Source organism: Pseudomonas versuta, assembly GCF_001294575.1.
In the GTDB taxonomy this organism is placed as follows: domain Bacteria; phylum Pseudomonadota; class Gammaproteobacteria; order Pseudomonadales; family Pseudomonadaceae; genus Aquipseudomonas; species Aquipseudomonas versuta.
Genome location: NZ_CP012676.1, coordinates 1,333,275 through 1,356,538, shown reverse-complemented (window position 1 = coordinate 1,356,538; position 23,264 = coordinate 1,333,275). Strand labels below are relative to the sequence as shown.

Sequence of the window (23,264 nt, the reverse complement as noted above, 5' to 3'; positions counted from 1 at the left end):
TTGCTGCCCATGCTCACCCCGTTCTAATTAAAGGAACAATTGCATGCATAGCAAGAAAGTAATAATCACCGCCCAAGTTTTCATCTCCGGGATGATGGCCTTTCTAATGACCGGATTTTTCGCCATGCTTCATCTCGGTCTAACGAGCGCAATGGTTGACGCTTGGATCAGCTCGTTAGTGATTGCCTGGCCCGTAGCTTTCAGCTTTTCCATGGTTGTGTCGCCGATAGCGTTCATGTTGGCCGGTCGACTGGTAGGCAACCGTGCTCCAGCAGCAGTTAAATGAGTTGCGCCTAGTTTTATAAGCGCAACCTACATTCCCAATGAGTATCTCAATATAGTTTTGAGAGCGAATGCCGGCAGGCGCCGCTGTTTCTTCAAAAGATGCAAGATTGGCTGGCACGACCACTCAAATGCCACTGGCCAATCCTCTTGCAGCAATCGATCTTGAGTCTAGCGTGGGGGGCGGCAGAGTCAGGCCCAGGCACGCGTGCTCGCGCGCCGACTGACGACATGATTTTGCCTACCCCCTCTAAGAGCGGGCAGACGTTTCAACTGGAGATAGGCTCGGTGGAAACTCTGGTCTCTTTGCAAAGCGCTTTGCCAAGACGGCACAGACCATAAGTTGAATCTGATGAAACAGCATCAGCGGAAGAATGAGCACACCGATGCTGCTGCCGGCGAACAGAACCTGTGCCATAGGAACCCCGGTGGCCAGGCTTTTCTTCGAGCCGCAGAAGAGGATGGTAATACGGTCTTCCAGGTTGAAGCCCAGCCATTTGGCCAGAAGATAAGTGCACAGCAGGGCTAGAGCCAGGAGCAGGCTGCAGCCGAACAATACGCCCAGCAGTTTCGGGGCCGGAACCTGCTGCCAGATACCACCGATCACCGCGGAGCTGAACGCTGTGTAGACGACCAGAAGGATACTTCCCTGGTCGACGTTCTTCAGCCAACTCTTGTTACGGTTCACCCAGTCACCGATCCAGTGGCGAGCAACCTGACCTGCAATGAAGGGCAGCAGCAGCTGGATGCTGATTTTGCGGATGGCTTCGATCGTTGAACCCCCGTCTCCGTGTACGCCCATCAGCAGGGCGACCAGTACCGGCGTGATAAATATGCCCACCAGGCTGGAGGCAGCGGCACTGCATATCGCCGCCGGGATGTTGCCCCGGGCCATGGAGGTGAAGGCAATGGCCGATTGCACCGTGGCGGGCAGGACACAGAGGTACAGGAAGCCTGCATAGAGTTCAGCGCCTGCCATCGGCACCAGTAGCGGTTTGAGGGCCAGTCCAAGCAGCGGGAACAGGCCAAAGGTACAGATGAATACAAGCAGGTGCAGGCGCCAGTGGCCAGCACCTGCAATCACAGCGTTGCGAGACAGTTTGGCGCCGTGCAAGAAAAACAGCAGAGAGATGGCAATGTTGGTGATCCAGTTGAAGGCAACTGCCACCTGTCCCTGTGCGGGTAACAAAGTGGCGGTAGCGACGACGGCGATCAGCGTCAGGGTAAAGTTGTCCGGGAGCAAGCGGGAGCGGGCCATGGTGTTTATCCAATAGTTGTCATTGAAGCTCGGGCCACTTTAACCCTGGCTATGAATGCCGACTAACGCGACAGGGGCAAAAAATGTCTGCAAACGGACAAATTCAAAGGCGCTAGCGTCAGCCCTCCAAATGCAACCATTGCCCTTCCCCCTGCTCGCCCTTGACTGCGGTTACAACTCCCCTTCTGCCTTCATAGCAGCATTGCAGCAGCACTTCAGCGTGACGCCAGGGAATTTCTTTCAAGCGTAAGCTGAAACAATCGTTTCGGCAGATGATCCCAAAACACCATTGCGCCATGCTTCAGTCGCGGGCTTTCGCTAACAGTTGTCAATAACCGGCAGCAGCTCCATTGCCTCTCGGGTCAAATGCACCTTCAAATGATCCATTAACGCGCCGAACCGCTGCTCCCGCGTGGCCCATGGTTTCGGAAAAAGGGTTCAATACCTCTACTTCGTGCCCTCGACTCTTGAGCTCATTCAAAACTTCATCGTTAAAACGCGACTCCATTTTCAAGGTGTCGGAACTTTCACCCCAGGTACGCCCCAGCAACCAGCGCGGTGCCGTCACGGCTTGCTGTAACGGCTGACCAAATACGGCATAGCGACTGAACACAGCAGCTTGCGTCTGCGGTTGCCCATCACCGCCCATGGTGCTGCCATCCTTCAGGCGTGCCGCAGCAGGATTGAGGGTATGGAAAGGCTTCTTTCCGGGTTTCAGGGTCAAAAGGTGCTGCGGATCCAGGCTGAATGAAGCCCCCCTGTTCTGCCAGTTCAGCCCCGATTCCGGCAGCACGATGCCGCTGCCGAATTCGTGATAAATACTCTGGATGAACGATACGGCTAGCCCGTCGTTATCGATCACACCCATCCAGACCGTGTCGCCGGGGCCTTTGCCTTCGCCCCAAGGCGCGGCTTTCTGAGGGTTGATTTGTGCCGCAAGGGCTTGCAAGTAGGCTGGATCGAGGCAGCTTTGCGGGTCAATCGTCATATGCTCAGGATCGGTAATATGGGCGTCGCGTACAGCAAAGGCCAATTTGGTCGCTTCGACCAGGGTATGGACATGATCAGCCCCGTCCGCAGAGTAATGACCAAGACCGGCATGGTCGGCAATGCCCAGGATCAGTTGCGATACCAGCCCCTGGCTGGGCGGTGTCAGGTTGTAGACGGTGCCAGCGCTGTGCTCCAACTCCAGAGGGCGCACGCGCTTGGCTCGGTAGTTGGCCAAATCCTCACGGGTGACCGGTGCGCCCAGCGCGCTCAGGTCTTTGGCTATAGAGTCGGCCAATGCACCCCGGTAGAAGCTAGCACTGGGTTATCGCTGGTCAGCAGCCAAAGGGTCATGGCGATACCTTCGAAGAAAAACGCGAAGGCCATGGTGTTCTCGCGGCCGTAGCGGTCGGAGATCCAGCCAAACAACGGCCGTGTCAGACCATTGCATATCCGGTCAATGGTCAGGGCCAGTGGCAAGGCAGCCATACCCATCACCATCACGGAGGTCATCCCAAAGTCCTCGGCAAAACTGGCCATTTGCGAAGTGACCATCAGGCCTGACGTCGACATCATGGTGAACATGGCAAACATCAGCCAGAACACAGGTGTCTTGAGCACTTCTCGCGGTGGCACATCGACTACGATTTGTTTCGTTTTTGGCAGCAGATCATCACTCTGCGATGTCGGGGGTTGGCGCAGAAAGCGCGATGCCACCAGCCCCACAAGCCCTAGCGCCAGGCCGAAGGTCAGCATTGTGGTTTGCATACCTGCACTTTTTAGACTGTTGCTGATAGGAAAGGTGGTGATCATGGCGCCCATGCCATACCCGGCAGCAACAGCCCCGGCGGCAAGCCCGCGGCGATCCGGGAACCAGCGCACCATCAGGCCGATGATGCCGACATAAACGATTCCGGTACCCAGGCCCCCTACCACTCCATAGCTCAGGTAAAGCATGCTCAGCGACGAGGCCTGGCTGGCCAGAATCCAACTGAGGCCCGACAGCGCACAACCCAGACCCACGAGTGTACGAATACCAAAACGATCGACCAGATACCCCTGCACTGGCGAAAAGAAAGTCTGCAGGATAATCAACAATGAAAAGGTTATTTGAACCTGCGCCAGCGAAACACCCAGTTTTTCAGTAAGCGGCGCGGTGAAAAGTGTCCAGACATATTGCGGACTGGAAATTGCCATCATACAAACAACACCAATGACCAACTGATAGCCACGGGCACTGAATAATTCAACCCTGGTGCTTTCTGTTAAATATTGTTCTCTATTCATTGGACGGCACTCGCAACCAAGTTAATGTCACAATGAGTGAGAGCAAAGCGCATGCCAAAAGCTTTAAGTGCCGGAAGAGATAGATAAAAAGTTCAGAACTTAATTATTAGCAGGCACAATCATTTATTCCGCTATCGCCGCAGAAAGTAACAATCAAATGAGTATTTAATAATAAATTATCGAGGGCTTTAATATTATATTTCTGGATGCAGGACTTCTATCCCTGGAAGGCCATAATGTATCGCCAAACGGGCATGCTTGATCTTTGAGATTTCCGGTCGGTTTTTTCATGCGAGACGGTGGTGCAAGAAGTTCTGAGTTGCACCATGTTGGCGCCATTTAATTGAGTACCTGGCAAGAGTGGAAAAGTACGTGAGGCCTCTGCAGGCGCCGCAACCATTATGAGGTTTTTACTGCTCGCCCAATGCGAGCGCGTTCAATCTACACTCGCAATCGTTCACCTGGAGCGTCACGTCCAACCCTTTCAGGAGGTCGTGCACCATCACTGGCTGGGTAAGGATTACTTGTTACGAGCACAACCAGGGAAAAGCCTCTGTAGCTGGAAACGGCTACAGAGGCTGGGCTTATTTCGGTGAGTTGAGGTTCAGCGTGGGTGTCTCGTCGAAGAAGTTCCAAGGCTTGAGCAGTACGTGCACCCATTCGGTTGGCATGATCGGCCACTCCTCTGCGCGTGCCACGTGAGTGGTGCCGGTGGTAAGCCACACCACATTGTCACTGCTTTCGATCGACTGGTTGTTGGCTGTGAATAGGCCCAGACCGGTATCCGTTGCAGAACGATTCGGGTATTTACCTTCTGGATAGCGCTCCAGTGGATCGTAACGGGTCACCCATATCTGCTTGTCCATGAAACTCAGTCGATGGTACAGCCATTCGTCGCTACCGAAATTGGCGCCCTTGGCCACAGGGTGAGTCCCACCCGCATAAGGGATCAGTTGGTAGGACACCGGGTATCCCATCTTGTTTTCCTTACTCGTGTTGCTGATCAGGCGAATAGTCGCGGGGTCGAATTTTTGTGCAGCTTGCTGTTCAGTGCTGACCACCTTTTGGTCAATCTGCATGGTGCTGGAGCGCGGCCCGCCACGGTCATTTTTGGCAACTACGGGATCTAGTTCGACCAGCGAGTTGTTTTCGCCATCTACGTCCATGTCCAGGCGGAAATTGTAGATGTGCTGGTGAGTGGTGCCGACAATGTTGTGGTCGATCAAGGTACCGTAGCGAGTGTCCTCTTTGGCTGTGGCGTCATGAATGGTGGTGGACTTCACACCTTTGACTGCCTCGATGCCAGTTGCACCTGCGTCGATACCGATCACCCCGTTCTCCTGGAAGACCCAGTCAAAAATGTAGTCATAGTTGCCGACGGTGCTGATCCAGCGAATGACCAGTTCCCGGCGCTCGGTGCTGAGGTTGGGTTGGCCCATTTCCTGATGCTTGTATTCAGGTCCCGCATAGCGTTCGAATATCGCCATCGCGCGCGGGATATTGATGGGCGATCCGGCATAGTCGGCGATGGTCGCGTCAACAAACACCGCGTTCTGAGGCGCGTCCTTGCCAGGCTGGATCTGGGAGGTGAGAGTCCCCATGCCGTAGTCTCCGGAATCGAGATAGGCTTTGAAGTACCAGCCCACGTCCGGATCTCCATAGGGCACGATCATGCCGCCCAGGTTACCTTCGTACATGACTTTGCGCTTCTTGCCCTGATCGTTATAGGTGACCGTGGAAATCACCGGGCCTACCCGCGAATCCAGTGCCAAATGCAGGTCCCAGTTCTGCCAGTGGATGCTGTTGCCGGTGATCGTGTAGTTCTTGCCCTCGGGTTCGATGATCTCCAGTGGCTTGACGGTCGCCGCTTTACGCCCTCGCCCGTCGTAAGGCGTAGGCTTCATTGGCACCGGCACTATCACGCCATCTTCGATCTTGATCACGCTCTTGGTTTCCAGGTCGACGACGGCCACCAGGTTTTCGATCGGATGAGCCCAGTAGTTACCATCGCCGACATCCAGATAGCTGACCACTTTAAGCAGACGCTGGTCCTGAACAAGGCCGTCTTTGCCATCAAAGTAGCCCACTGTGAGCGGCGTAGTGACGACCTTCTTGACGTCTTTGATGCCACGTTTGGCCAGCGCCTGAGCATATTCAGTGCTGCCTTCTATGACCGATTGCACGGTCGCGAAGTCGTCCAGCAAGACCATCCCGTGAACATTGCTGGTCGGTTCCCAACTCAGGAGTTTTTTGCTGCCCAGGTCTACCACGGCTTCGACGACGTGCCTGCCATCGAGCACGGTCACATCGGCTTCGCGAGATTGACTTACGGGTTTTCCGGTATAGATGAAGTCCCAGACTTCGCTCTTTTTCGGCCCCCGGAGCGATATTGCCGTGTACCGGAAGTCTTTTTTGTAGTGCTGCGACGCTTTGATCACCTCGACCGCCAACTTGATTTCGTCTGCACTCAAAGCGTTAAGTGGATGAGGCCGGGTTTCGACGCTAAACGTTTTATCCAGGCCCGACTGGAATACTTCATTGATAAAGTTATTCGACATAAGTGCCGTATCTTTTTTGAAAACCACCGGAACGCTAAGTTCCAGCCTTTTGCCGTTGAGCATCGCCACTTTGCTGTTCGGTTTTACCTTGATATATGCCCCGTCTTTGGAAATAACGAAGAGGTTGGCATAGTCGTCCCATTTTACAGTGGCCCCGAAATTTTCCAGGGTCGACTTCAGGGGCACCATCTGCGCCGCGCCGCCATGGGCATGGGCGGTGGAGGCAAGGCCGGCAAGGGTTAATGCCAAGGCCAGCGGCGCTAAATTAAATTGACGGCGTTTGAGTGTATGACTCATCAGTGAAGTCCTTAAAGTGCCCAGCAAAGTCATGAGGCATGTTTCTTTCGCCAACGGGTTTTTTCCATTTTGCGGGCGAGCCAAACAGCGTTCTATGCAGGAGGGCGAAGTAGTCGGGAGCCGGCAGGCACACTCACTGTAAGGCGAAGCTGTTGGCGTCCTTTAACACAAATTGGCAATTGATCACGCCAGGGGCTAGCAGTGAAAGTTGCGCCAGAGCGGCGCACTAACTTGTCGCAGGCATGCTGCAAGTTAGTGCTTTAAACGGCACTAATTGGTCCTTCAGCATGCATTGGGGGGAGGAATTTTATTGGCACAACGCTTGCTAACAATTTGTAACATTTACCCGTTCCAGCGTTTTTCCCGTAGAGGTACCGCGTGCGTCAATCCCTTCATACAACCGATATTTTCGAGCATGCCAACGCATTGCCAGGCTGGCGTCAGCGCTATGACCAGCTCAGTTGCGGCCGCCTCGAAGGTTGGCTGGATGTGGTCCAGGCGGGTGAAGTTCAGCTGTTTCGTGAGTGTCTCAATCAGCAGGTTATCCAGCACATCTGTCTACCGCGCAATGCGGTCAACATATTGTTCCCGCTGGCTTGGCCTGCAGTGGATTATCAAGGGACGATGGCGGAAAAATGCGCCACTGTTTTGCTGCCGAACGACGAATATCGCGTGTTCACGCCGGCTGGCATGGATGTGCTGTGCATGTCGATTCCCTATGCAACGTTACGCGGGCTGCTGGACGAAGCGGTGCTCTATGCATTGATGCAACTGGATCGACCGAAGCGCGTGTGTCTGCGAACACACCGCCTGGCCCCTGGCATAGTGATGTTCAAGGCTTTGATGGAGGGCTCGCCGACCAGTTCGACATGGCAGTCGCTGACTCTCATGGCCGTCGAGTGGCTGGAGCAAGTGATTGATGTACCTCAGGAAACGCCGCGGCCTGGGACCCACAATTACATCGTTGAACGTTGTCATCAGTGGTTGATTGAAGAACCCGCAGCGCCAACGAACGTGCTTGAGTTTTGTCGACGTTTGAAAGTGTCACGACGCACACTTCAATATAGTTTTCAGTCGGTGGCCGCGGTTACACCTGTGCAGTATCTGCGGTCTGTTCGCTTGAACGGTGCGCGCCGCGCGTTGAAAGAGGACCCATATGCAAGCATTGCCGATATCGCCGAACGTTGGGGGTTTGGCCATTCGAGTTATTTCACCCTGGAATATCAGAAACTGTTTAAGGAGTTGCCGTCGGCTTTGCGCTGTCTTGAGCGAAGGCTGTAGTTGCGAACTGCGCGCCTGATCCCCGGTACTCTTTTATTCAAGCCACGCAGGATAAATAAGCGCAAACCGCTGACTTACCCAGTCGACAAAAGCATGTACCTGCGGAGCAAGATGCGTTCTGCTCGGGTACAACACGGACACCGGGCGCGGTCTTGGCCGAAAGCGCTCAAGTACTTCCACCAAAGATCCGTCAGCCAGATACCGCTGCAGCGTGATCCCCGGTGCCTGAAGAATGCCAAAACCGGCTACGCCACATTGCACATAGGCATTGGACTCATTGACAACGATGCCGCGGTGGCTGATGTAACCCCTGTCGACGCCGCCCTGGGAGAATTGCCAGGGGAGCGGCCGGTGGCTCTGGCCGGAAAGAAAACTTATGCAACGGTGAGTATCCAGCCCCTCCAGAGTATCCGGCGCCCCGAACTCCTGGATATATCCTGGCGCCGCACACGTCACCATGATTGCCATACCTATACGTCTGGCCACCAGACTGGAGTCCGGTAACTCTCCGATCCTGAGCACGCAATCCACGCCTTCAGCAACCAGATCCACCGTGCGGTCGGTCACCCCCAAAGCCATTTCGATTTGCGGATGAGTGTGGGTGAACTCTCTCAAGCTTGTGATGAATGCAGGCTGGGAAAGCGCCGACGCAATATCAACCCGTAGCTTTCCTCGAAGGCAAGCCCCCGCCGTATTGAACATCGACGTCGTCTCAGCCAGACGACCGAGAATATCCATGACCCGTTCGTAAAACTGCTCCCCTTCTGTCGTAAGCCGGACTTGTCGGGTCGTACGCTGAAAAAGTCTGACCCCAAGAGACGCTTCCAGATCCTGTATGGCTCTGGTGACCTGAGGGCGCCCCAGTTGAGTGGCATCGGCGGCCTTCGTGAAGCTTGCAAGCTCGGCAACACGAACAAAAACCTGCATTGATTGAAGCAGTTCCATACACCCTCGCCCTGTTTTTGTTGCCGCTATAGGTACAAACCCTAGGCTATTGTTGCCTTTAAAGACAACAGTCCTGTTCTGGCTGGCGCATTTATTGTTGTCGACTCTCAAGGAACAATGGCTGCACCTCACCAGACATGACTGGTGCCCTCTTAGGAGAAACGAAATGAAAGCCTGGCTTCTGCATGATTTTGGTCTCGACAATTTAGTCCTTGGTGACACCCCTGCTCCGGAACCGAAGACCGGAGAGTTGCTAGTCAAGGTTGGCGCCGTTTCGCTCAACTTCCGCGACAAAGCCATTGTCGACGGTATTTATGAGCCACATAGGGTGCCAAAACCACTGATACCCGTAAGTGATGCAGCTGGAACCGTGGTGGCTGTTGGTGAAGGGGTAAGCCGATTCAACGTAGGCGACCGGGTAAACTCGCATTTGTATTCGCGCTGGATTGATGGCGCCCCGGGCCCCGACGAACCCGATTACTGCTTTGGCTCGCCCCTGCCTGGCGGTCTGGCCGAATACATGATCATTCACGAGGATAGCGCTGTGCGCGCACCCGATAACATGTCGGACGAAGAAGCATCGACACTGCCTATCGCCGCACTTACTGCCTGGTACTCTCTCGTGGACTACGGCCAGATCAAGGCAGGAGAAAGCGTGCTCGTGCAGGGTACGGGCGGCGTATCGATCTTTGCTGTTCAACTGGCTACCGCGCTGGGCGCCAAAGTCATTGTCACATCAAGCAATGACGCGAATCTGGAAGCTGCCATGAAGCTGGGCGCAGTCGCTGGGGTGAACTACCGGACCCACCCGGATTGGGCCGAGCAAGTGCTGAAGCTCACCGACGGGAAAGGGGTCGACCTGCTTCTGGACGTTGCCGGTGGCAATGGCCTGAACCAGTCAATCGCAGCGACCCGGGCCGCAGGCAAGATCGCACAGATCGGCTTTTTGACAGGGCAAACCACCGAGCTAGGGCTGATGCCACTGATCTTCCGGCAGACAACCATTCGCGGCATCGCAGTCGCGCCTCGCTCGTCGTTCGACCGCATGAACTCTTTCCTCAACGAGAACCAGATCAGACCGGTAATCGACAAGGTCTACCCGTTTGCAGAGGCACGCCAGGCCTATGAACACTTGGCGAGGGGAGCTTTTGGCAAGGTCGTTATCAAGATTGCCTGATTGCTGGAGGGGTAATTTCGAATTACCCCTTCTTCTCGATACGGGTCTGCGGCCTCAGTCATTGTTGATCAGTGTTGTTATGCATCAGGTTTCCAAATCCCTGCCTGCCAAAGGGCTGACTATTTTCTGGGGAGCAATGCGATCATTTGATCAAAGGACGTTAACGAATATCTGCCCTCAAGCTTTTCTACAGTGGGCATTTTGGAAGGAAACCCAAATCGCACTCTGCCGGGAAGCACTTGGTCCATAGATGCATACCAGATCAGCAAAGCCTGTTGGAGGCGCACATGTAGCTCGAAATTACTCCGGCGGCGGGTGGTGTCTGCTTTGGCTCGTTCGCGCGCGAGCAGAGGATCTATGCGGCCAACAATGTAACAGTCAGCAAAGCCAATACGTCCTTGTGCGATCGTTTCTCTTGTGGCTTGCACCTCTATTTGCCAGTCGTGTTCGCTCGCTTCACCGATCTGCCAAAGGCACCAAATGTAGTGGAGTTTGAGAGGGTCACTGTCACACAGAGCCCACGAAGAAATGTCTTCCATGGCCAGCGCCGTTTGCCAGCGATCCACGTTTCGCTCTGCCCAAAAAGTTGCTGCTCCCAATGAATCCTTTGTCCGGTCCGGCTCGTTTTCAAAACGACCGTTTTCAGCAATGACATGTTGCCCTCCATGCTTAGCGCACCACGTGGTTTTCCCGCTGGCACTGATCCCTTCAACAACCAAAATCATCGTTTGACTACTCCGTTAGTTGCGCGTGCTTGTATCCGTCCGGCGGTGTCCTTGAATCGCTCCAGATTTTCTAAATACATCGGATTGACTGCTTCTGGCCGATAGTAGCCTGTCACGAAGCGCAGCTTTCGGCCAATGGCTGCCTCGAGCCCTTTGCGCGAATGGGTCGCCCGCTGCCTGATCCCCCCAAGGCTGAGACCGATAACAATCAGCGTTGATGGAGGCGCTCGAGGTGCACATTCAGTCAACGCATTACGAATAAATCCGCTCCTGCAACAGCGCGAGTGAGTGCCGACAAAGCAGAACAGCTAACTTGGACTAGCTTTACCTGAATCACTGAAGCCTCCGCCCACAACTCAACCAGGCCAAAGTTCATAATGCTCAAAAAAATCGATTTGACGATCACCCACGATTACCTCAATCCATTTGCCTCGCTGGACGCACCCAAACTAAGCCCGGAGCTGGCGGACTACCTGTTGGATAGCGCCTGGTACTACCCCAAGCTGTGCCTGCAGATCAACTGTCCGGAAAATGAGCGAGAACGCCTACAGCAAGCCATCATCAATACCTTTGCGGAAAAGAGCGAGCAAGTCAGAGGGGATATTCTCATCCTGCGATTCGAAGCGCTGACACTCCTGGGCCTGGCACTGGCGGTGGGGCTAACAGGCAGGGCTCTAGGGATTGAAAGCACCATCCCGGTGGCAGTATTTACCGTTACGGTGTGGATGCTGCTCTGGCGCAGCGCAGAGATATTTTTTCTGGATATCGGCAGCGCTTATCGGGAGTTGCGTAAGTACCGGCGTATAGCCAGTGCAACAAAGCAGTTTTGATTGAAAGTGTTGAGTCGCCGCTGATTGAATAAGTACCCTCGAAGACCAGCTCTTGGCAGACTTCAACCCCTCGTGGCAAACAGAAACGATACCATCAAGCAGTCCGCGAAAATGGGAGTGACTACTTATGGCCGCTTACCGCCCCTAGCAAAGGGCAGCAATCGGCCAATTGCCGCCCATCGTGCCAGACAGCTCTTGCTCCCTCCCAACCCGAAGTCGGTCACGTAGCTGAGCCAATTGCTCAAAACCCATCATTCAGTTCACCGCCTCAAGGTTGATCCCGCTAATGCCGCAGTAATGGGTGGCGCAGCATCAGTGCGTAGCGATTTAATCACTCGATCTTATTATCTGGCAGTGGGGCCGTATGGATTTCGTCAAACATGGCGGTTACCACTGAAGCCGCATAAACAATGTATTTCACATCACTCTCTTTACTATTGACTTCATAAATATCACAAAGAAGACTTCTGTTTTCCTTGGGTAACGCCACAGGCGACCAAGATGAGGGGCTCTTGAAGTTATAATCAGGGCCCTTGTACGTTAAAGACCTTATGCCAACAACCATACGCTTATAGTGTTGCCTGTCAGATCTTTTGAAGTTCTCATAGTCACCTATAAATGACCCTAAAGAACCAGATACAACATCTATGCACGCCTTGTCTAGCTCGGCCTCATAATCAGCAGCCGCATATATTCCAACGCTGCCATGATTGGAATAGAATTTTTGGCGCGGCGACAATTTCTCTTCTGGATACTTGGGGGTATATTCATCACCCTCGAAATAGTATTCGATGTACCCTCGCGAAATATCTGTCCTGTTATATTTACTCCTCTTTTCTATCACGTCTTCGAAAGTATACCAGCGCTGCTCAATTAATGTGTGCTCAACGTCTAACCCGCTCGCCAAAACCTTGAAAGAAAGCGCGGAGCCGAACAAGACAGATGCAATCAAAATATTTTTCATGAGCTCGCCTAAGGCAGGGTTTTAAAATTTTAATTTAGTTCAATCAGTGCACGATAGCGTTGTAAATTTATCGAATAGAAAAATCAACCTCATCAATTGAATTGGCTCGCTTTTTATAAGCATCCTATGACCACTTTTGGCCGATAGCTGCCTGTCATTAACGGCCGGTTTGTAACTGGCAAGCCCCATCTATCGCTTGAAAGTCTTGCTTGCTGTGCGTCTTCTACACTGACGAAGCTCGCTCGTGCCGCGCTGGTCACGACCTCGGCTCACCGTCTTTGCACGTTGCCGGTAACGCTTTCCAGCCGTTGCGGGTTGACGCAGGCGCTGATACGCACCCTGCAACCCCACACCAAACAGATCGCGAGGGGACACACGCCATGAACGCAATTACGACCAAAGACGGCACCAGGATTTTCTACAAGGATTGGGGGCCGAAAGACGCGTCGCCCATCGTGTTTCACCACGGTTGGCCGTTGAGCGCGGATGACTGGGACAACCAGATGATGTTCTTCTTGCTCAAAGGCTACCGGGTGATCGCGCATGACCGCCGCGGACACGGGCGCTCGACCCAGACGTGGGAGGGCAACGACATGGACACCTACACCGCCGATGTCATCGAGTTGACCGATGTGCTCGACCTCAAGGGGGCGATACATGTCGGCCACTCGACCGGGGGGGGTGAAGTCGCACGCTACGCCGCGCGAGCCAAACCGGGACGTGTTGCCAAGGCCGTACTGATCAGCGCGGTTCCACCCATCATGGTCAAGTCGCAAAAGAATCCTGGAGGCTTACCTCTGGAAGTGTTCGACGGGTTCCGTTCGGCATTGGTTGCCAGTCGTGCGCAGTTTTACGTGGACGTGCCGGCGGGGCCGTTCTACGGCTTCAATCGACCCGGGGCCAAGGTCTCGCAAGGCGTCATCGACAACTGGTGGCGTCAAGGCATGATGGGCGGTGCAAAAGCTCAGTACGACTGCATCAAGGCGTTTTCCGAAACCGATTTCACCGAAGATTTAAAGGCGATTGAGGTGCCGACGCTGGTCATGCATGGCGAGGACGATCAGATTGTGCCGTTTGCAGACTCTGCGCCGCTTTCGGCCAAACTCTTGAAGCATTCCACGCTCAAGACGTACCCGGGCTTTCCTCACGGAATGCCGACGACCAACGCAGATCAGATCAATGCTGATTTGTTGGCGTTTATTCGCGGTTGAGCAATGCGTCGTGACGACGGCTGCACAAGATAAGGGGACCGATTTGTTTTCGAAGAAAATAGATCTGTCCCTTTTTTCACACCCACGTTTCTGTAGGCAGCGCTGGCGACCGGTTTTAGCCGATTGCTGCCTTTCGTAAGCGGGAGCATCCGGCCAAAAGCCGTCATAGAGTGCCCATGAAGTCAGAGGCGACTCAGGAGGCTCATCAGGGTGAAAACGCTGGCCGAACTTCATCTTCGAGAGGTCTGAATGCGAGAGTTTTTGGCTCACCAATTGCCGTGGCGCTCGCCGCTGAGAAATCCTTGCGGCCGATTTTCGGCATCAAGCGCAACCCAACATGTCGATAGCGCAATGAGTTGGCGATGACGTTCGATGGGCATCGGAGGCGAATCAGCCAGCCAGCTCAACTCATCAATCATGCGAAATGCTTGAGCAGCAGAGGTTTCAATGGCGGGCAGCAGTTGTGCATCTTGCGGTACAGCAAGGCGGATAATCGCAGGCATGTGATGCCCTTGGTGATGTGAGTGAGCGGTCAAACCAGAAAAGCCAGCGTTGCATAGTCGAAGATATCATGGGCTCAGACGACCCGGTATGAGCGGCCAGCGAACACCCCTTGATCAGGCAGGCACCCACTGATGCGGCAGCAGTTGCTCGATCTCTCTGGCTCGCTGCCCAGGCAGCCGCTTCAGCACCTCCTTGAGATAAGCCTACAAATCATACCCACCCTGCCCCAGCCATCTAAGCCGCCCTTGCCTGCCTGCAGCGGTAGACGATGACTGCACGCGACCACCTTGCATAGGTATAGGGGGTATACCTATACTGCTCGCCATATAGGCAGGAGGGGTATCCCATGGGTCATATCGCAGCAAACAAAGACGATCTTCTCAAACGCGTAAAACGTATCGCCGGTCAGATCCAGGCCGTAGAACGGGCCTTGGCGTCTGATCTCGATTGCGCCAAAACACTGCACCTGGTTGCCGCCACTCGTGGTGCCATCAATGGCTTGATGGAGCAAATCATCGAGGACCACGCCCGCGAGCATGTTGCTAACCCTGCGTTGAGCGAAGAAGAACGCAACAAGGGCGTCGAAGAGCTGCTTGAAGCCATTCGCCGTTACTCCAAGTGAACAATATGAACAGCATCAACCACACACATGAGCACGTATTCCTTGGCTCGGCGCATGACGAAAATGCCAGGCGCACACTTTGGGTGGTGGCACTGACCGTGGTGATGATGGTCGGCGAGATCACCGCAGGCTATCTCACGGGTTCGATGGCGTTGCTGGCCGATGGCTTTCATATGGCTACCCATGCCGGGGCATTGGGCATCGCGGCCCTCGCTTACGCTTACGCCAAACGCCACGCGTCCAGCCAGCGCTACAGCTTCGGCACCGGAAAGGTCGGGGACCTGGGCGGGTTCGCCTCGGCATTGATTCTCGGCATGGTCTCCCTGGGCATTGGCGTTGAGTCTGTGATGCGCCTCTTGCAGCCAACAGAAGTTCAGTTCGGTACCGCTACGCTGATCGCGATTGCCGGATTAATCGTGAACATTGTCAGTGCCCTGCTGCTGGGCCACGGCCACGATCATGATGATCATGGCCATGACCATGCTCATCACGGCAACGACAACAATCTGAAATCGGCCTACGTCCATGTCCTCGCGGACGCGCTGACTTCGGTTCTGGCTATTGCTGCTCTGCTCGCCGGCCGCTATCTGGGCTGGGTGTGGCTGGACCCGGCCATGGGCATCGTCGGCGCCATCGTTATCGCGCGCTGGGCATGGACCTTGATGGGGGCCACTGCAGGTGTATTGCTGGACCAGACCGATGTGCACGTTGCCGAGGAAATCCGCGAACTGGTGGAGAAACCCGGGGATGCGACCATCACGGATTTGCACGTCTGGCGGGTTGGACCGCAAGCCCATGCGGCCATCGTCAGTGTCCTGGGTGAGGCCACTGCAAACACCGAGAGCATTCGTGAGCGTCTCAAGCCGGTTCACGAAGTCAGCCACCTGACGGTCGAATTTCGAGCACTCTGATTCCAAGCGCCCCACCCTTCTTCAAAGGAACCTGCAATGCCTCCAGGAAAACCCGAACGGGCCCGTCGCCTGACTCAATCACATGTAAGCAAGGTGACTGACAATGGCTAAAGAAATCGAAAACCCCTGCATCTCGATTTGCCAGATCAGTGGCGATCTGTGCGTGAGTTGCGGGCGAAGCAAGGAAGACATCAGAAAGTGGAAACGCATGAAGCGGCCTGAAAAAATGGCCGCTGTGCAGAGGGCGACTGTGCGCTTGAAAGGGCTGAAAAAAGCACAGGGGTAATGGTGCAGCGCACTCAGATCAAGGCAGCCACCACTGCCCCCGCAGAAGCGGGGGCTCAATCAGATTGAACCCTCTGGAGCGATCAGTATTTCCAGGTGACAGAAGCAACCACGTTGCGCGGCGCACCATAGCTGGCAGTGGTGGCGCTGTTGTACAGCGAGAGCAGGTACTTGCGGTCGGTGACGTTGTTCAGGTTCACCGACGTGCTCCAGTTGCTGTCTATGTCATAGCTGGCCATGAAGTCGAGCAGCGCGTAGGCGTTTTGCCGGATCGCGCTGTTATTGTCGTTCTGCACCGCGCTCTGCCAGCTGACCCGGGTACCCACTTTGGCTTTTGGCAAGCTCGGCAGGCGATAGGTCAGCATGCCGCGCACGCTATGGGTCGGCACATATTTACGCGCCCTGTCGCCATCGTCGTTGTCGATGCGTACGTAGGTGTAGCCACCCAGCAGGTCAAGACCCGGCAGTGCTTCGCCAGAGGCTTGCAGCTCAACGCCGTGGCTCTTGTAGTCCATGGGGTTATAGACGTATCGACCGTCGACCAGGCCTGCGTACTCCGCCACATTTTGCTGTTCGGTCTTGAACGCAGCAGCCGTGAGGTTCAGGCGGTTATCCAGCAGGCTGCCCTTGACGCCGGCTTCCATGCTCTTGCCTTCCAGTGGCGCAAGCAACTTGCCGTCGGCGCCCAGGTTGTACTGTGCGCTGTAGATTTTCGTCCAGCTGCCATAGACGCTCCACTGCTTGTCGAGGTCGTACACCAGGCCCGTATAAGGTGTGACCTTGCCGTGGGCGCGGGTGTAGTAATCGGAACCGTAGCTGTCGCCAGAAGCATCCAGGCTGAGCATTCGTGCGCCAACGATCCAGTGCAGGTCGTCGGCCAGGCTGAATCGGGCACCGGCGTACAGGCTTTTCTGGGTGTCGCTGAAGTTCTGGGTGTTGGTATCGCTGGTAAACAGGAAGGACGGACGGGCCAGATTCCCCGCCAACACGTCCGGGAACGATACGTCGTAGTAGCCCCCTTCAACCGCGTCGTATTCCCGGGCCTTTTGATGGGTACGGCCGTAGGCAGCCCCCAGGGTCAACTCATGCTCGCGGCCAAACAGGCTGAACGGGCCTGAGACCTTGGCATCCCCCAGTAATTGATGAGCCTCGCTGGTGGTGTGGGCGGCAAACACCGAGGCCTCGTCACCGCTGACCCCGGCGACATACATCATGTTGGTGTCTTGCTTTTCATTGATGCCGGTGGCCGTGAGCGTGGCGTTCCAGCCGTTGCCAAACTCATGTTTGAGCTCGGCGAATGCGCGCTGGGTATGCAGGTTCCAGTAACTCCACGGCTGGCCGATGCTGGAGCTGCGGCTGCCATAGTGGATGGGCTTGCCGTCATTATCGACCAGCGGCAAGTTACCCCAGGTGCTGCCATTGGAATCGCTATTGTGCTGGGAGAAGCCCACGGTCACGGTGTCGGCATCGGACAGGTCGAACGCCAACAGGCCGGCAGCGACGTTGCGCTCGTGGCTGTAGCGATCCATCCATGAATTGCCCTTGTCATGGGAATAGATAAACCGGCCGCGCACATTGGCGGTGGACGTTAACGGACCGGACACATCCACGTCCACACGACGCCCGTCCCAGGAGCTGACACGGGTGTCGACTTGCGCCTGGAACGTCTCGGTCGGGCGCTTGCGCACGAAGTTGACCGTGGCCGACGGGTTGCCTGCCCCGCTCATCAAGCCGTTGGCGCCATGCAGGATATCGATCTGCTCGAACTCGGCCAGATCCTGGTCACCCACCAGCACGGTCCCCACGAACGGCATGCCCACGCCGTCGTACTGGAAGGTGTTGATATCGAAGCCGCGGGAAGTGAATTCGGTCCGGTCGGTTTCAGTCTGCTCAACCGTCACTGAAGGTGCCGAGCGCAGCGCATCCTTGATGCCGGTGATCTTGAAGTCGTCGAGTGCCTGGCGGGTAATGGTGGTCACCGCCTGCGGGGTTTGCTTGTCGGTCAGCCCCAGACGGGTTGTGCTGGAAGCCGGATTGCCCTTGTAGCCCACGCTGGGAGCGTCAACATATTCATTGCTACCTTCAATCTGCATGGCAGGTAACGTCAAATCTTCAGCGGCATAAACCAGAGGCATGGCGCTGCAAGCGCCGGCAAGCAAAAGGCTGGCGGGGAGACGATGTTTCAAGCTGAAATTCCTACGGCTGAATATTCAAGGAAGACGTCATTCTTGATAACGCTAATGATAATCTAACTCAATAGCAACCAAGCCTTCGACATTTTTTCTACATTTTGAAATATTTGCCCTCGCCCGCCGGGCGCTGCCCAAGGGAAGCCCGCATCCGCTAAGAGCGCCCCTGGGGATGGAACGGTCAGCTTCTATATTTCAATGCTTGAACCAATGCAGTAAAGGCGGGAGACGCCTGGCGTCTGTTGGGGTAATACAAGTGGTAACCCTGAAACTCGGGGCACCAGTGGGCCAGGACTTGCTGGAGTCGACCGTCGGCCAGATACGGTGCTACCAGTTGCTCTGGTACGTAGGCCAAACCAATGCCATCAACGGCGGCATTCAGAACATGGATGATGCTGTTGAACACCAGCTGTCCATCTGCCTTGACCGTAAAAGCCTGACCATTGTTTTCAAATTCCCAGGCGTAGATCGCCCCTGATGGTCGGTGCCGGATATTCACGCAGTCATGCCCGGTCAGCTCATGGGGGGTAGCCGGAGCCGGGTTGCGTTCGAAATATTCTGCAGAGCCCACCACCGCCAACCGCCAGTCCGGCCCTATGCGGACCGCGATCATGTCCTTGCTGATCGATTCGCCCATGCGAATGCCAGCATCGAATCGCTCCTCGACCACGTTGGTAAATCCATAGTCGACGTAGAACTCAAGGGTGATATCCGGGTAGCGCTTGAGGAAGCCTGCAAGCATTGGCCGAATGCACAACTCAATTTGATCGTCGGTACAGGAAATACGGATCGTGCCACTGGGCTTGTCCCGCAGCTCACCCAACGCTTCAAGCTCGGCGTTGATCTGATCAAAAAGCGGAGCAACCGAGTGCATCAATCTTTCTCCGGCTTCTGTCGGCGACACATTGCGTGTCGTGCGGGCCAGCAGCCGTAGCCCCAGTCTTTGTTCAAGCGCGCGGATCGTATGACTCAGCGCAGAAGGCGTAACCCCCAGTTTGGCGGCGGCCTTGGTAAAACTTCGATCGCGGGCTACCGCGAGAAACGCCTGGATATCATTGACTTTGGTATGGGCCATTGCTGAGTTTTTCTCAAAACTGCATGAAGATTATGCCTACTAATCAAGATATCTCGAATACGTCAAGCTCTGTCACCTGTCTGGAGCGCAACACTGATGATGGCGAGACACCCCTCAATGCAGCTATGAAAACCTTGATCCCCGCAGAGCCTGATCGGCGCCGGTCACGTGGATCTGTACGGTCGCGTGAACTTGATTCCCAGGAACAAGCCAACAGCTATTTGATGAGATTTTTTTGAATGACGGCTCAACCACTAGACACCCCCACAGGTGATGCCACCGGCACGCCGCAGACTGAATCGCTCCCCGATCACTGGGGTGGCATCTTGGCGATGACTCTGTGCGTATTCGCGTTGATTGCCTCGGAGTTCATGCCTGTCAGTTTGCTCACACCGATTGCTTCGGATCTGCACATCAGTGAAGGGCTGGCCGGGTATGGCATTGCCATTTCCGGTGCCTTCGCGGTGCTGACAAGCCTCTGGATTTCCAGGCTGGCGGGCGCTATGGACCGCAAGACGCTGTTGCTGCTACTGACCGCAATCATGTGCGTGTCGGGGCTGGTGGTCGGCCTGGCGCCAAACTATACGGTCTACCTGATGGGGCGTGCGCTGATAGGGGTGGTGATTGGCGGGTTCTGGTCGATGTCGGCAGCCATGGCCATGCGCCTGGTTGCGCCCCGTAGCGTGCCCAGGGCGCTGGCAATCTTCAACGGCGGCAATGCTTTGGCAACCGTAGTGGCCGCCCCGCTGGGAAGCTACCTGGGGAGTGTCATCGGTTGGCGAGGGGCTTTTTTCTGCCTGATTCCGGTAGCGATCATTGCGTTTATCTGGCAGTGGATCAGCCTGCCAGCCATGCCGGCGGCGCCGCGTAAAACGGGGGCTGGCAATGTCTTTCGATTGCTCAAGAGCCCTTTGATCCGTTTCGGCATGTTGAGTGTGGGCACCTTCTTCATGGGGCAGTTTGTATTGTTCACCTATCTGCGCCCGTTCCTGGAAACCGTCACAGGCGTAGATGTCTCCCGGTTGTCGATGATCCTGCTGGTTATCGGTGTGGCGGGGGTTGTCGGAACCCTTGTGATCGGTACTTTCCTGAAAGCCGGCATGTACCGCGTCCTGGTCTGCATCCCACTGTTGATGGCCGCCATTGCCCTTTCCTTGATTGTCGCTGGCAGCTCAGTGGTGGCAGCTTTTGTTTTGCTGGGGCTGTGGGGCCTGATTGCAACGGCTGCACCTGTGGGGTGGTGGTCATGGCTGGCCAGGGCGCTGCCCAAGGATGCTGAAGCCGGTGGTGGACTGATGGTGGCGGTCATCCAGCTCTCCATTGCACTGGGCTCTACCCTCGGCGGCCTGTTGTTCGACGGGAGTGGCTACCGCATGACCTTTTTCGCAAGCGCTATGTTGCTGGTGCTCGCTGCGGTGTTGGCCTTGTTCACATCGAGAAATCAGGCTCGCCTCGCCTGAGACATCGACTACCTGACAGCCGGAGCAAGGCCGAACAAACACACTATCCGTGAAACAGCTGTAGCGCTGCGGACTCTGCGAAACGCAACAGGTGTAGCGCAACAAGACAGTATCTCCACACCATAAATCTCTTAAGCCTTTGAAATATTGGCAATTGTCTCGCATGGCACAGCCTTTGCTTTTGCTCTGTTCAGCCGGGAGTACATGCGCTCCCGGCTCTAATAAGAACGGAGAGCCCCATGAACCGATCCGGCCCATATCTTCGTCTGCCCCGCGCACCGGCCAGACTGCTGATCACTGCCATTGCCCTGAGTGTCGCCTTTACCTCCCAAAGCTACGCCGCCGATCAACCCGCCGCCGTGGATGGTGCACGCATCAGCGCTGCCGATCAGGAGCCCGGCAACTGGATGAGTCACGGCCGCACTTACGACGAGCAGCGCTTCAGCCCGCTGAAAAAAATCAACGATAGCAACGTCGCGGGGCTGGGCCTGGCCTGGACCTACAAGCTGGACATCGACCGTGGCGTGGAGGCAACACCGATTGTGGTCGACGGCGTGATGTACACCACCGGACCGTTTTCGGTGGTCTACGCGCTGGATGCCCGTAACGGCAAACTGTTGTGGAAGTACGACCCGCATTCCGACCGCAGTCGTGCTGGCGAAGCCTGTTGCGATGCGGTGAATCGCGGCGTGGCGGTATGGGGCGGTAAAGTCTTCGTCGGCGTACTCGACGGGCGCCTGGAAGCGATCGACGCCCGGACCGGGGAAAAGGTCTGGTCGGTGGACACCCGCTCCGACCCCGCTCGCAGTATCACCATCACTGGCGCTCCGCGCGTGGTCAAAGGCAAGGTAATCATCGGCAACGGCGGTGCCGAATATGGCGTGCGCGGCTACATCACCGCCTACGACGCCAACACCGGCAAACAGGACTGGCGGTTCTTTACCGTCCCGGGTGATCCGAAACTGCCGCCCGAAAACAGGGCCATGAAAATCGCCGGCAAGACCTGGTTCGGCGACAAGTTCGTCGAGCAGGGGGGCGGCGGTACGGTTTGGGACTCGATGTCCTACGACCCGAAACTTAACCTGCTGTATATCGGCGTCGGCAATGCCTCGTCGTGGAATCCGCGCCTGCGCTCCGAGGGCAAGGGCGATAACCTGTTCCTGTCCTCTATCGTCGCCATCAACCCCGACAACGGCGAGTACGTCTGGCACTACCAGACCACTCCCGGCGACGCCTGGGACTTCACCGCCACCGCCCACATCATGCTCGCGGACCTGAAGATCAACGGTAAACAGCGCCAGGTGCTGATGCAGTCGCCAAAGAATGGTTTCTTTTACGTTCTCGACCGCAAGACCGGCGAATTGCTGTCAGCCAAAAACATCGTCCCTATCAACTGGGCCACCGGGGTCGACATGAAAACCGGGCGCCCGATCGTCGACGAAAAAGCCGCCGTCTATTGGCGCGATCCGCAGAACAAAGCACTGCGGGTGCAGCCCGGATTCTGGGGCGCCCATGACTGGCAGCCCATGTCCTATAACCCGCAGACCGGGCTGGTTTACATCCCGGCACACATCATGTCGGCGTTGTACCAGGACGTCGACGGCCAGCCTCCACGCAAAAAATTCAAAAGCATGTACCAGTTGCAGGTCAACACCGGAATGATGCCTGAAGACCCGAAGGGGCTGCGCAAGCTGGCGGATACCTGGACCGGCAAACTGATCGCCTGGGACCCGGTCAAACAGCAGGCTCGCTGGGAAGTGCCGTACTCCACCATCTTCAACGGAGGCACCTTGAGCACAGCGGGCAATCTGCTGTTCGAGGGTACGGCGGACGGCCGTGTGGTGGCCTATTCGGCGGACAAGGGCGACGTCCTGTGGGAGCAGCCGGCCAACACCGGGGTAATGGCCGGGCCCGTCACTTATGAGGTCGATGGCGAGCAGTACGTGACATTCATGGCGGGCTGGGGCGGTGCTTTTTCCACCTTTGCCGGGGCGCTGTCGTTACGCGCCGGAGTCAAGCCCAATGCCCAGGTGCTGACCTACAAGCTCGGCGGCACGGCCAGGCTGCCTGATCTGAAATACAAATATGCCGACCGCAAAGTCGACCCGCCGGCGTTCACCGGCACCACCGAACAAGTGGATCAGGGCCGTGCGCTGTTCAACGGCCACTGCGATACCTGTCACGGCATTAACGCCATCAGCGGCGGCGTGTTGCCAGATCTGCGCATGCTCAGCAAGGAGAACCACCAGATGTTCCTCGGCATCGTCTACGGCGGCCGGGTCAATGACGGCATGCCGTCGTTCGCCGAAGAGCTCAAGCCGGATGAGGTGGAGCTGGTACACCAGTACATCATCAAGCGCGCCCATGATCTGAAGAGCGATATGGCGGCGGCAAAGACGTCAGCCCGGCAGTAGAA

At 55.9% G+C, this 23,264-nt stretch carries 20 protein-coding genes; 10 read left to right on the top strand and 10 right to left on the bottom strand.

Going from position 1 to position 23,264, the window contains the following annotated elements; all coding sequences use genetic code 11:
* The first annotated feature begins 43 nt into the window (after positions 1 to 43).
* The gene (locus tag AOC04_RS06110) at positions 44 to 286 is read left to right on the top strand and encodes a DUF2798 domain-containing protein (protein ID WP_060691617.1); all 243 of its coding nucleotides are present in this window, start codon (positions 44 to 46) and stop codon (positions 284 to 286) included.
* Positions 287 to 532: 246 nt separating this feature from the next.
* Here AOC04_RS06110 and AOC04_RS06105 read toward each other — a convergent pair whose 3' ends face one another.
* The 4 genes from AOC04_RS06105 to tynA all read right to left on the bottom strand — a co-directional run bounded on the left by AOC04_RS06105 (position 533) and on the right by tynA (position 6,669).
* On the bottom strand, positions 533 to 1,540 hold the full coding sequence (locus AOC04_RS06105) for a bile acid:sodium symporter family protein (RefSeq protein WP_060691616.1): 1,008 nt from the start codon (positions 1,538 to 1,540) through the stop codon (positions 533 to 535).
* Positions 1,541 to 1,868: 328 nt separating this feature from the next.
* Positions 1,869 to 2,825 carry a gamma-glutamyltransferase family protein gene (locus AOC04_RS06100; protein WP_269465021.1) on the bottom strand — a complete coding sequence of 319 codons (957 nt, stop codon included), beginning with the start codon at positions 2,823 to 2,825 and terminating at the stop codon, positions 1,869 to 1,871.
* Positions 2,810 to 3,748: an MFS transporter gene (locus AOC04_RS06095; RefSeq protein WP_269465020.1), complete on the bottom strand. Its 939-nt coding sequence runs from the start codon at positions 3,746 to 3,748 to the stop codon at positions 2,810 to 2,812. Before AOC04_RS06095 ends, AOC04_RS06100 begins: the two co-directional genes overlap by 16 nt.
* A 650-nt stretch (positions 3,749 to 4,398) precedes the next feature.
* Positions 4,399 to 6,669 carry a primary-amine oxidase gene (gene tynA / locus AOC04_RS06090; protein ID WP_060691615.1) on the bottom strand — a complete coding sequence of 757 codons (2,271 nt, stop codon included), beginning with the start codon at positions 6,667 to 6,669 and terminating at the stop codon, positions 4,399 to 4,401.
* Positions 6,670 to 7,047: 378 nt separating this feature from the next.
* On the opposite strand from tynA, the gene AOC04_RS06085 reads away from it, so the two are divergent.
* Positions 7,048 to 7,950: a helix-turn-helix domain-containing protein gene (locus tag AOC04_RS06085; protein ID WP_060691614.1), complete on the top strand. Its 903-nt coding sequence runs from the start codon at positions 7,048 to 7,050 to the stop codon at positions 7,948 to 7,950.
* 33 nt (positions 7,951 to 7,983) lie between these two features.
* Here AOC04_RS06085 and AOC04_RS06080 read toward each other — a convergent pair whose 3' ends face one another.
* Positions 7,984 to 8,895 carry a LysR family transcriptional regulator gene (locus AOC04_RS06080; protein WP_171970616.1) on the bottom strand — a complete coding sequence of 304 codons (912 nt, stop codon included), beginning with the start codon at positions 8,893 to 8,895 and terminating at the stop codon, positions 7,984 to 7,986.
* A gap of 166 nt (positions 8,896 to 9,061) precedes the next feature.
* On the opposite strand from AOC04_RS06080, the gene AOC04_RS06075 reads away from it, so the two are divergent.
* Positions 9,062 to 10,072, top strand: a complete 1,011-nt coding sequence (locus AOC04_RS06075; protein WP_060691612.1) for a zinc-dependent alcohol dehydrogenase family protein — start codon at positions 9,062 to 9,064, stop codon at positions 10,070 to 10,072.
* A 119-nt stretch (positions 10,073 to 10,191) separates the two neighbouring features.
* Here the strand turns inward: AOC04_RS06075 and AOC04_RS06070 are convergent, their stop codons facing one another.
* Positions 10,192 to 10,797 (bottom strand): hypothetical protein, encoded by a 606-nt coding sequence (locus AOC04_RS06070; protein WP_060691611.1) that lies wholly within the window; start codon positions 10,795 to 10,797, stop codon positions 10,192 to 10,194.
* Between the two features lie 377 nt (positions 10,798 to 11,174).
* Here AOC04_RS06070 and AOC04_RS06065 point away from each other — a divergent pair, with 377 nt between their 5' ends.
* Positions 11,175 to 11,627: a hypothetical protein gene (locus tag AOC04_RS06065; protein WP_060691610.1), complete on the top strand. Its 453-nt coding sequence runs from the start codon at positions 11,175 to 11,177 to the stop codon at positions 11,625 to 11,627.
* A 331-nt stretch (positions 11,628 to 11,958) separates the two neighbouring features.
* Here the strand turns inward: AOC04_RS06065 and AOC04_RS06060 are convergent, their stop codons facing one another.
* The gene (locus AOC04_RS06060) at positions 11,959 to 12,591 is read right to left on the bottom strand and encodes a hypothetical protein (RefSeq protein WP_060691609.1); all 633 of its coding nucleotides are present in this window, start codon (positions 12,589 to 12,591) and stop codon (positions 11,959 to 11,961) included.
* Between the two features lie 380 nt (positions 12,592 to 12,971).
* On the opposite strand from AOC04_RS06060, the gene AOC04_RS06055 reads away from it, so the two are divergent.
* The gene (locus AOC04_RS06055; RefSeq protein ID WP_060691608.1) at positions 12,972 to 13,802 is read left to right on the top strand and encodes an alpha/beta fold hydrolase; all 831 of its coding nucleotides are present in this window, start codon (positions 12,972 to 12,974) and stop codon (positions 13,800 to 13,802) included.
* A gap of 266 nt (positions 13,803 to 14,068) precedes the next feature.
* On the opposite strand, the gene AOC04_RS06050 is transcribed toward AOC04_RS06055, so the two are convergent.
* A complete protein-coding gene (locus AOC04_RS06050) occupies positions 14,069 to 14,305 on the bottom strand; it encodes a hypothetical protein (protein WP_237178894.1) in 237 nt (78 codons plus the stop codon).
* Positions 14,306 to 14,652: 347 nt separating this feature from the next.
* Here AOC04_RS06050 and AOC04_RS06045 point away from each other — a divergent pair, with 347 nt between their 5' ends.
* The 3 genes from AOC04_RS06045 (at position 14,653) to AOC04_RS06035 (ending at position 16,125) form a co-directional block, all read left to right on the top strand.
* Complete coding sequence (locus AOC04_RS06045; RefSeq protein ID WP_060691607.1) at positions 14,653 to 14,928, top strand: metal/formaldehyde-sensitive transcriptional repressor; 276 nt, start codon at positions 14,653 to 14,655, stop codon at positions 14,926 to 14,928.
* Between the two features lie 5 nt (positions 14,929 to 14,933).
* Positions 14,934 to 15,839: a CDF family Co(II)/Ni(II) efflux transporter DmeF gene (dmeF, locus tag AOC04_RS06040; RefSeq protein WP_060691606.1), complete on the top strand. Its 906-nt coding sequence runs from the start codon at positions 14,934 to 14,936 to the stop codon at positions 15,837 to 15,839.
* Positions 15,840 to 15,942: 103 nt separating this feature from the next.
* Positions 15,943 to 16,125, top strand: a complete 183-nt coding sequence (locus AOC04_RS06035) for a DUF1289 domain-containing protein (RefSeq protein WP_060691605.1) — start codon at positions 15,943 to 15,945, stop codon at positions 16,123 to 16,125.
* Between the two features lie 82 nt (positions 16,126 to 16,207).
* Here the strand turns inward: AOC04_RS06035 and AOC04_RS06030 are convergent, their stop codons facing one another.
* Positions 16,208 to 18,259, bottom strand: a complete 2,052-nt coding sequence (locus AOC04_RS06030; RefSeq protein ID WP_171970617.1) for a TonB-dependent siderophore receptor — start codon at positions 18,257 to 18,259, stop codon at positions 16,208 to 16,210.
* Between the two features lie 235 nt (positions 18,260 to 18,494).
* The gene (locus AOC04_RS06025; RefSeq protein WP_060691604.1) at positions 18,495 to 19,388 is read right to left on the bottom strand and encodes a LysR family transcriptional regulator; all 894 of its coding nucleotides are present in this window, start codon (positions 19,386 to 19,388) and stop codon (positions 18,495 to 18,497) included.
* Between the two features lie 239 nt (positions 19,389 to 19,627).
* Here AOC04_RS06025 and AOC04_RS06020 point away from each other — a divergent pair, with 239 nt between their 5' ends.
* Together AOC04_RS06020 and AOC04_RS06015 are read left to right on the top strand one after the other, a co-directional pair.
* Positions 19,628 to 20,848, top strand: coding sequence for an MFS transporter (locus AOC04_RS06020; protein WP_060691603.1), 1,221 nt, complete (start codon positions 19,628 to 19,630; stop codon positions 20,846 to 20,848).
* Positions 20,849 to 21,087: 239 nt separating this feature from the next.
* Positions 21,088 to 23,262, top strand: coding sequence for a PQQ-dependent dehydrogenase, methanol/ethanol family (locus AOC04_RS06015; RefSeq protein WP_060691602.1), 2,175 nt, complete (start codon positions 21,088 to 21,090; stop codon positions 23,260 to 23,262).
* The last annotated feature ends 2 nt before the right edge of the window (positions 23,263 to 23,264 follow it).

Bases quoted from the DNA above. Each gene is read 5' to 3' on its own strand.
- AOC04_RS06020 (WP_060691603.1), top strand. From the start codon at position 19,628: ATGACGGCTCAACCACTAGACACCCCCACAGGTGATGCCACCGGCACG.
- AOC04_RS06060 (WP_060691609.1), bottom strand. From the start codon at position 12,591: ATGAAAAATATTTTGATTGCATCTGTCTTGTTCGGCTCCGCGCTTTCT.
- AOC04_RS06025 (WP_060691604.1), bottom strand. From the start codon at position 19,388: ATGGCCCATACCAAAGTCAATGATATCCAGGCGTTTCTCGCGGTAGCC.
- AOC04_RS06035 (WP_060691605.1), top strand. From the start codon at position 15,943: ATGGCTAAAGAAATCGAAAACCCCTGCATCTCGATTTGCCAGATCAGT.
- AOC04_RS06105 (WP_060691616.1), bottom strand. From the start codon at position 1,540: ATGGCCCGCTCCCGCTTGCTCCCGGACAACTTTACCCTGACGCTGATC.
- AOC04_RS06110 (WP_060691617.1), top strand. From the start codon at position 44: ATGCATAGCAAGAAAGTAATAATCACCGCCCAAGTTTTCATCTCCGGG.
- AOC04_RS06030 (WP_171970617.1), bottom strand. From the start codon at position 18,259: ATGCCTCTGGTTTATGCCGCTGAAGATTTGACGTTACCTGCCATGCAG.
- AOC04_RS06080 (WP_171970616.1), bottom strand. From the start codon at position 8,895: ATGGAACTGCTTCAATCAATGCAGGTTTTTGTTCGTGTTGCCGAGCTT.
- AOC04_RS06050 (WP_237178894.1), bottom strand. From the start codon at position 14,305: ATGCCTGCGATTATCCGCCTTGCTGTACCGCAAGATGCACAACTGCTG.
- AOC04_RS06075 (WP_060691612.1), top strand. From the start codon at position 9,062: ATGAAAGCCTGGCTTCTGCATGATTTTGGTCTCGACAATTTAGTCCTT.
- AOC04_RS06065 (WP_060691610.1), top strand. From the start codon at position 11,175: ATGCTCAAAAAAATCGATTTGACGATCACCCACGATTACCTCAATCCA.
- tynA (WP_060691615.1), bottom strand. From the start codon at position 6,669: ATGAGTCATACACTCAAACGCCGTCAATTTAATTTAGCGCCGCTGGCC.
- AOC04_RS06015 (WP_060691602.1), top strand. From the start codon at position 21,088: ATGAACCGATCCGGCCCATATCTTCGTCTGCCCCGCGCACCGGCCAGA.
- AOC04_RS06055 (WP_060691608.1), top strand. From the start codon at position 12,972: ATGAACGCAATTACGACCAAAGACGGCACCAGGATTTTCTACAAGGAT.
- AOC04_RS06045 (WP_060691607.1), top strand. From the start codon at position 14,653: ATGGGTCATATCGCAGCAAACAAAGACGATCTTCTCAAACGCGTAAAA.
- dmeF (WP_060691606.1), top strand. From the start codon at position 14,934: ATGAACAGCATCAACCACACACATGAGCACGTATTCCTTGGCTCGGCG.
- AOC04_RS06070 (WP_060691611.1), bottom strand. From the start codon at position 10,797: ATGATTTTGGTTGTTGAAGGGATCAGTGCCAGCGGGAAAACCACGTGG.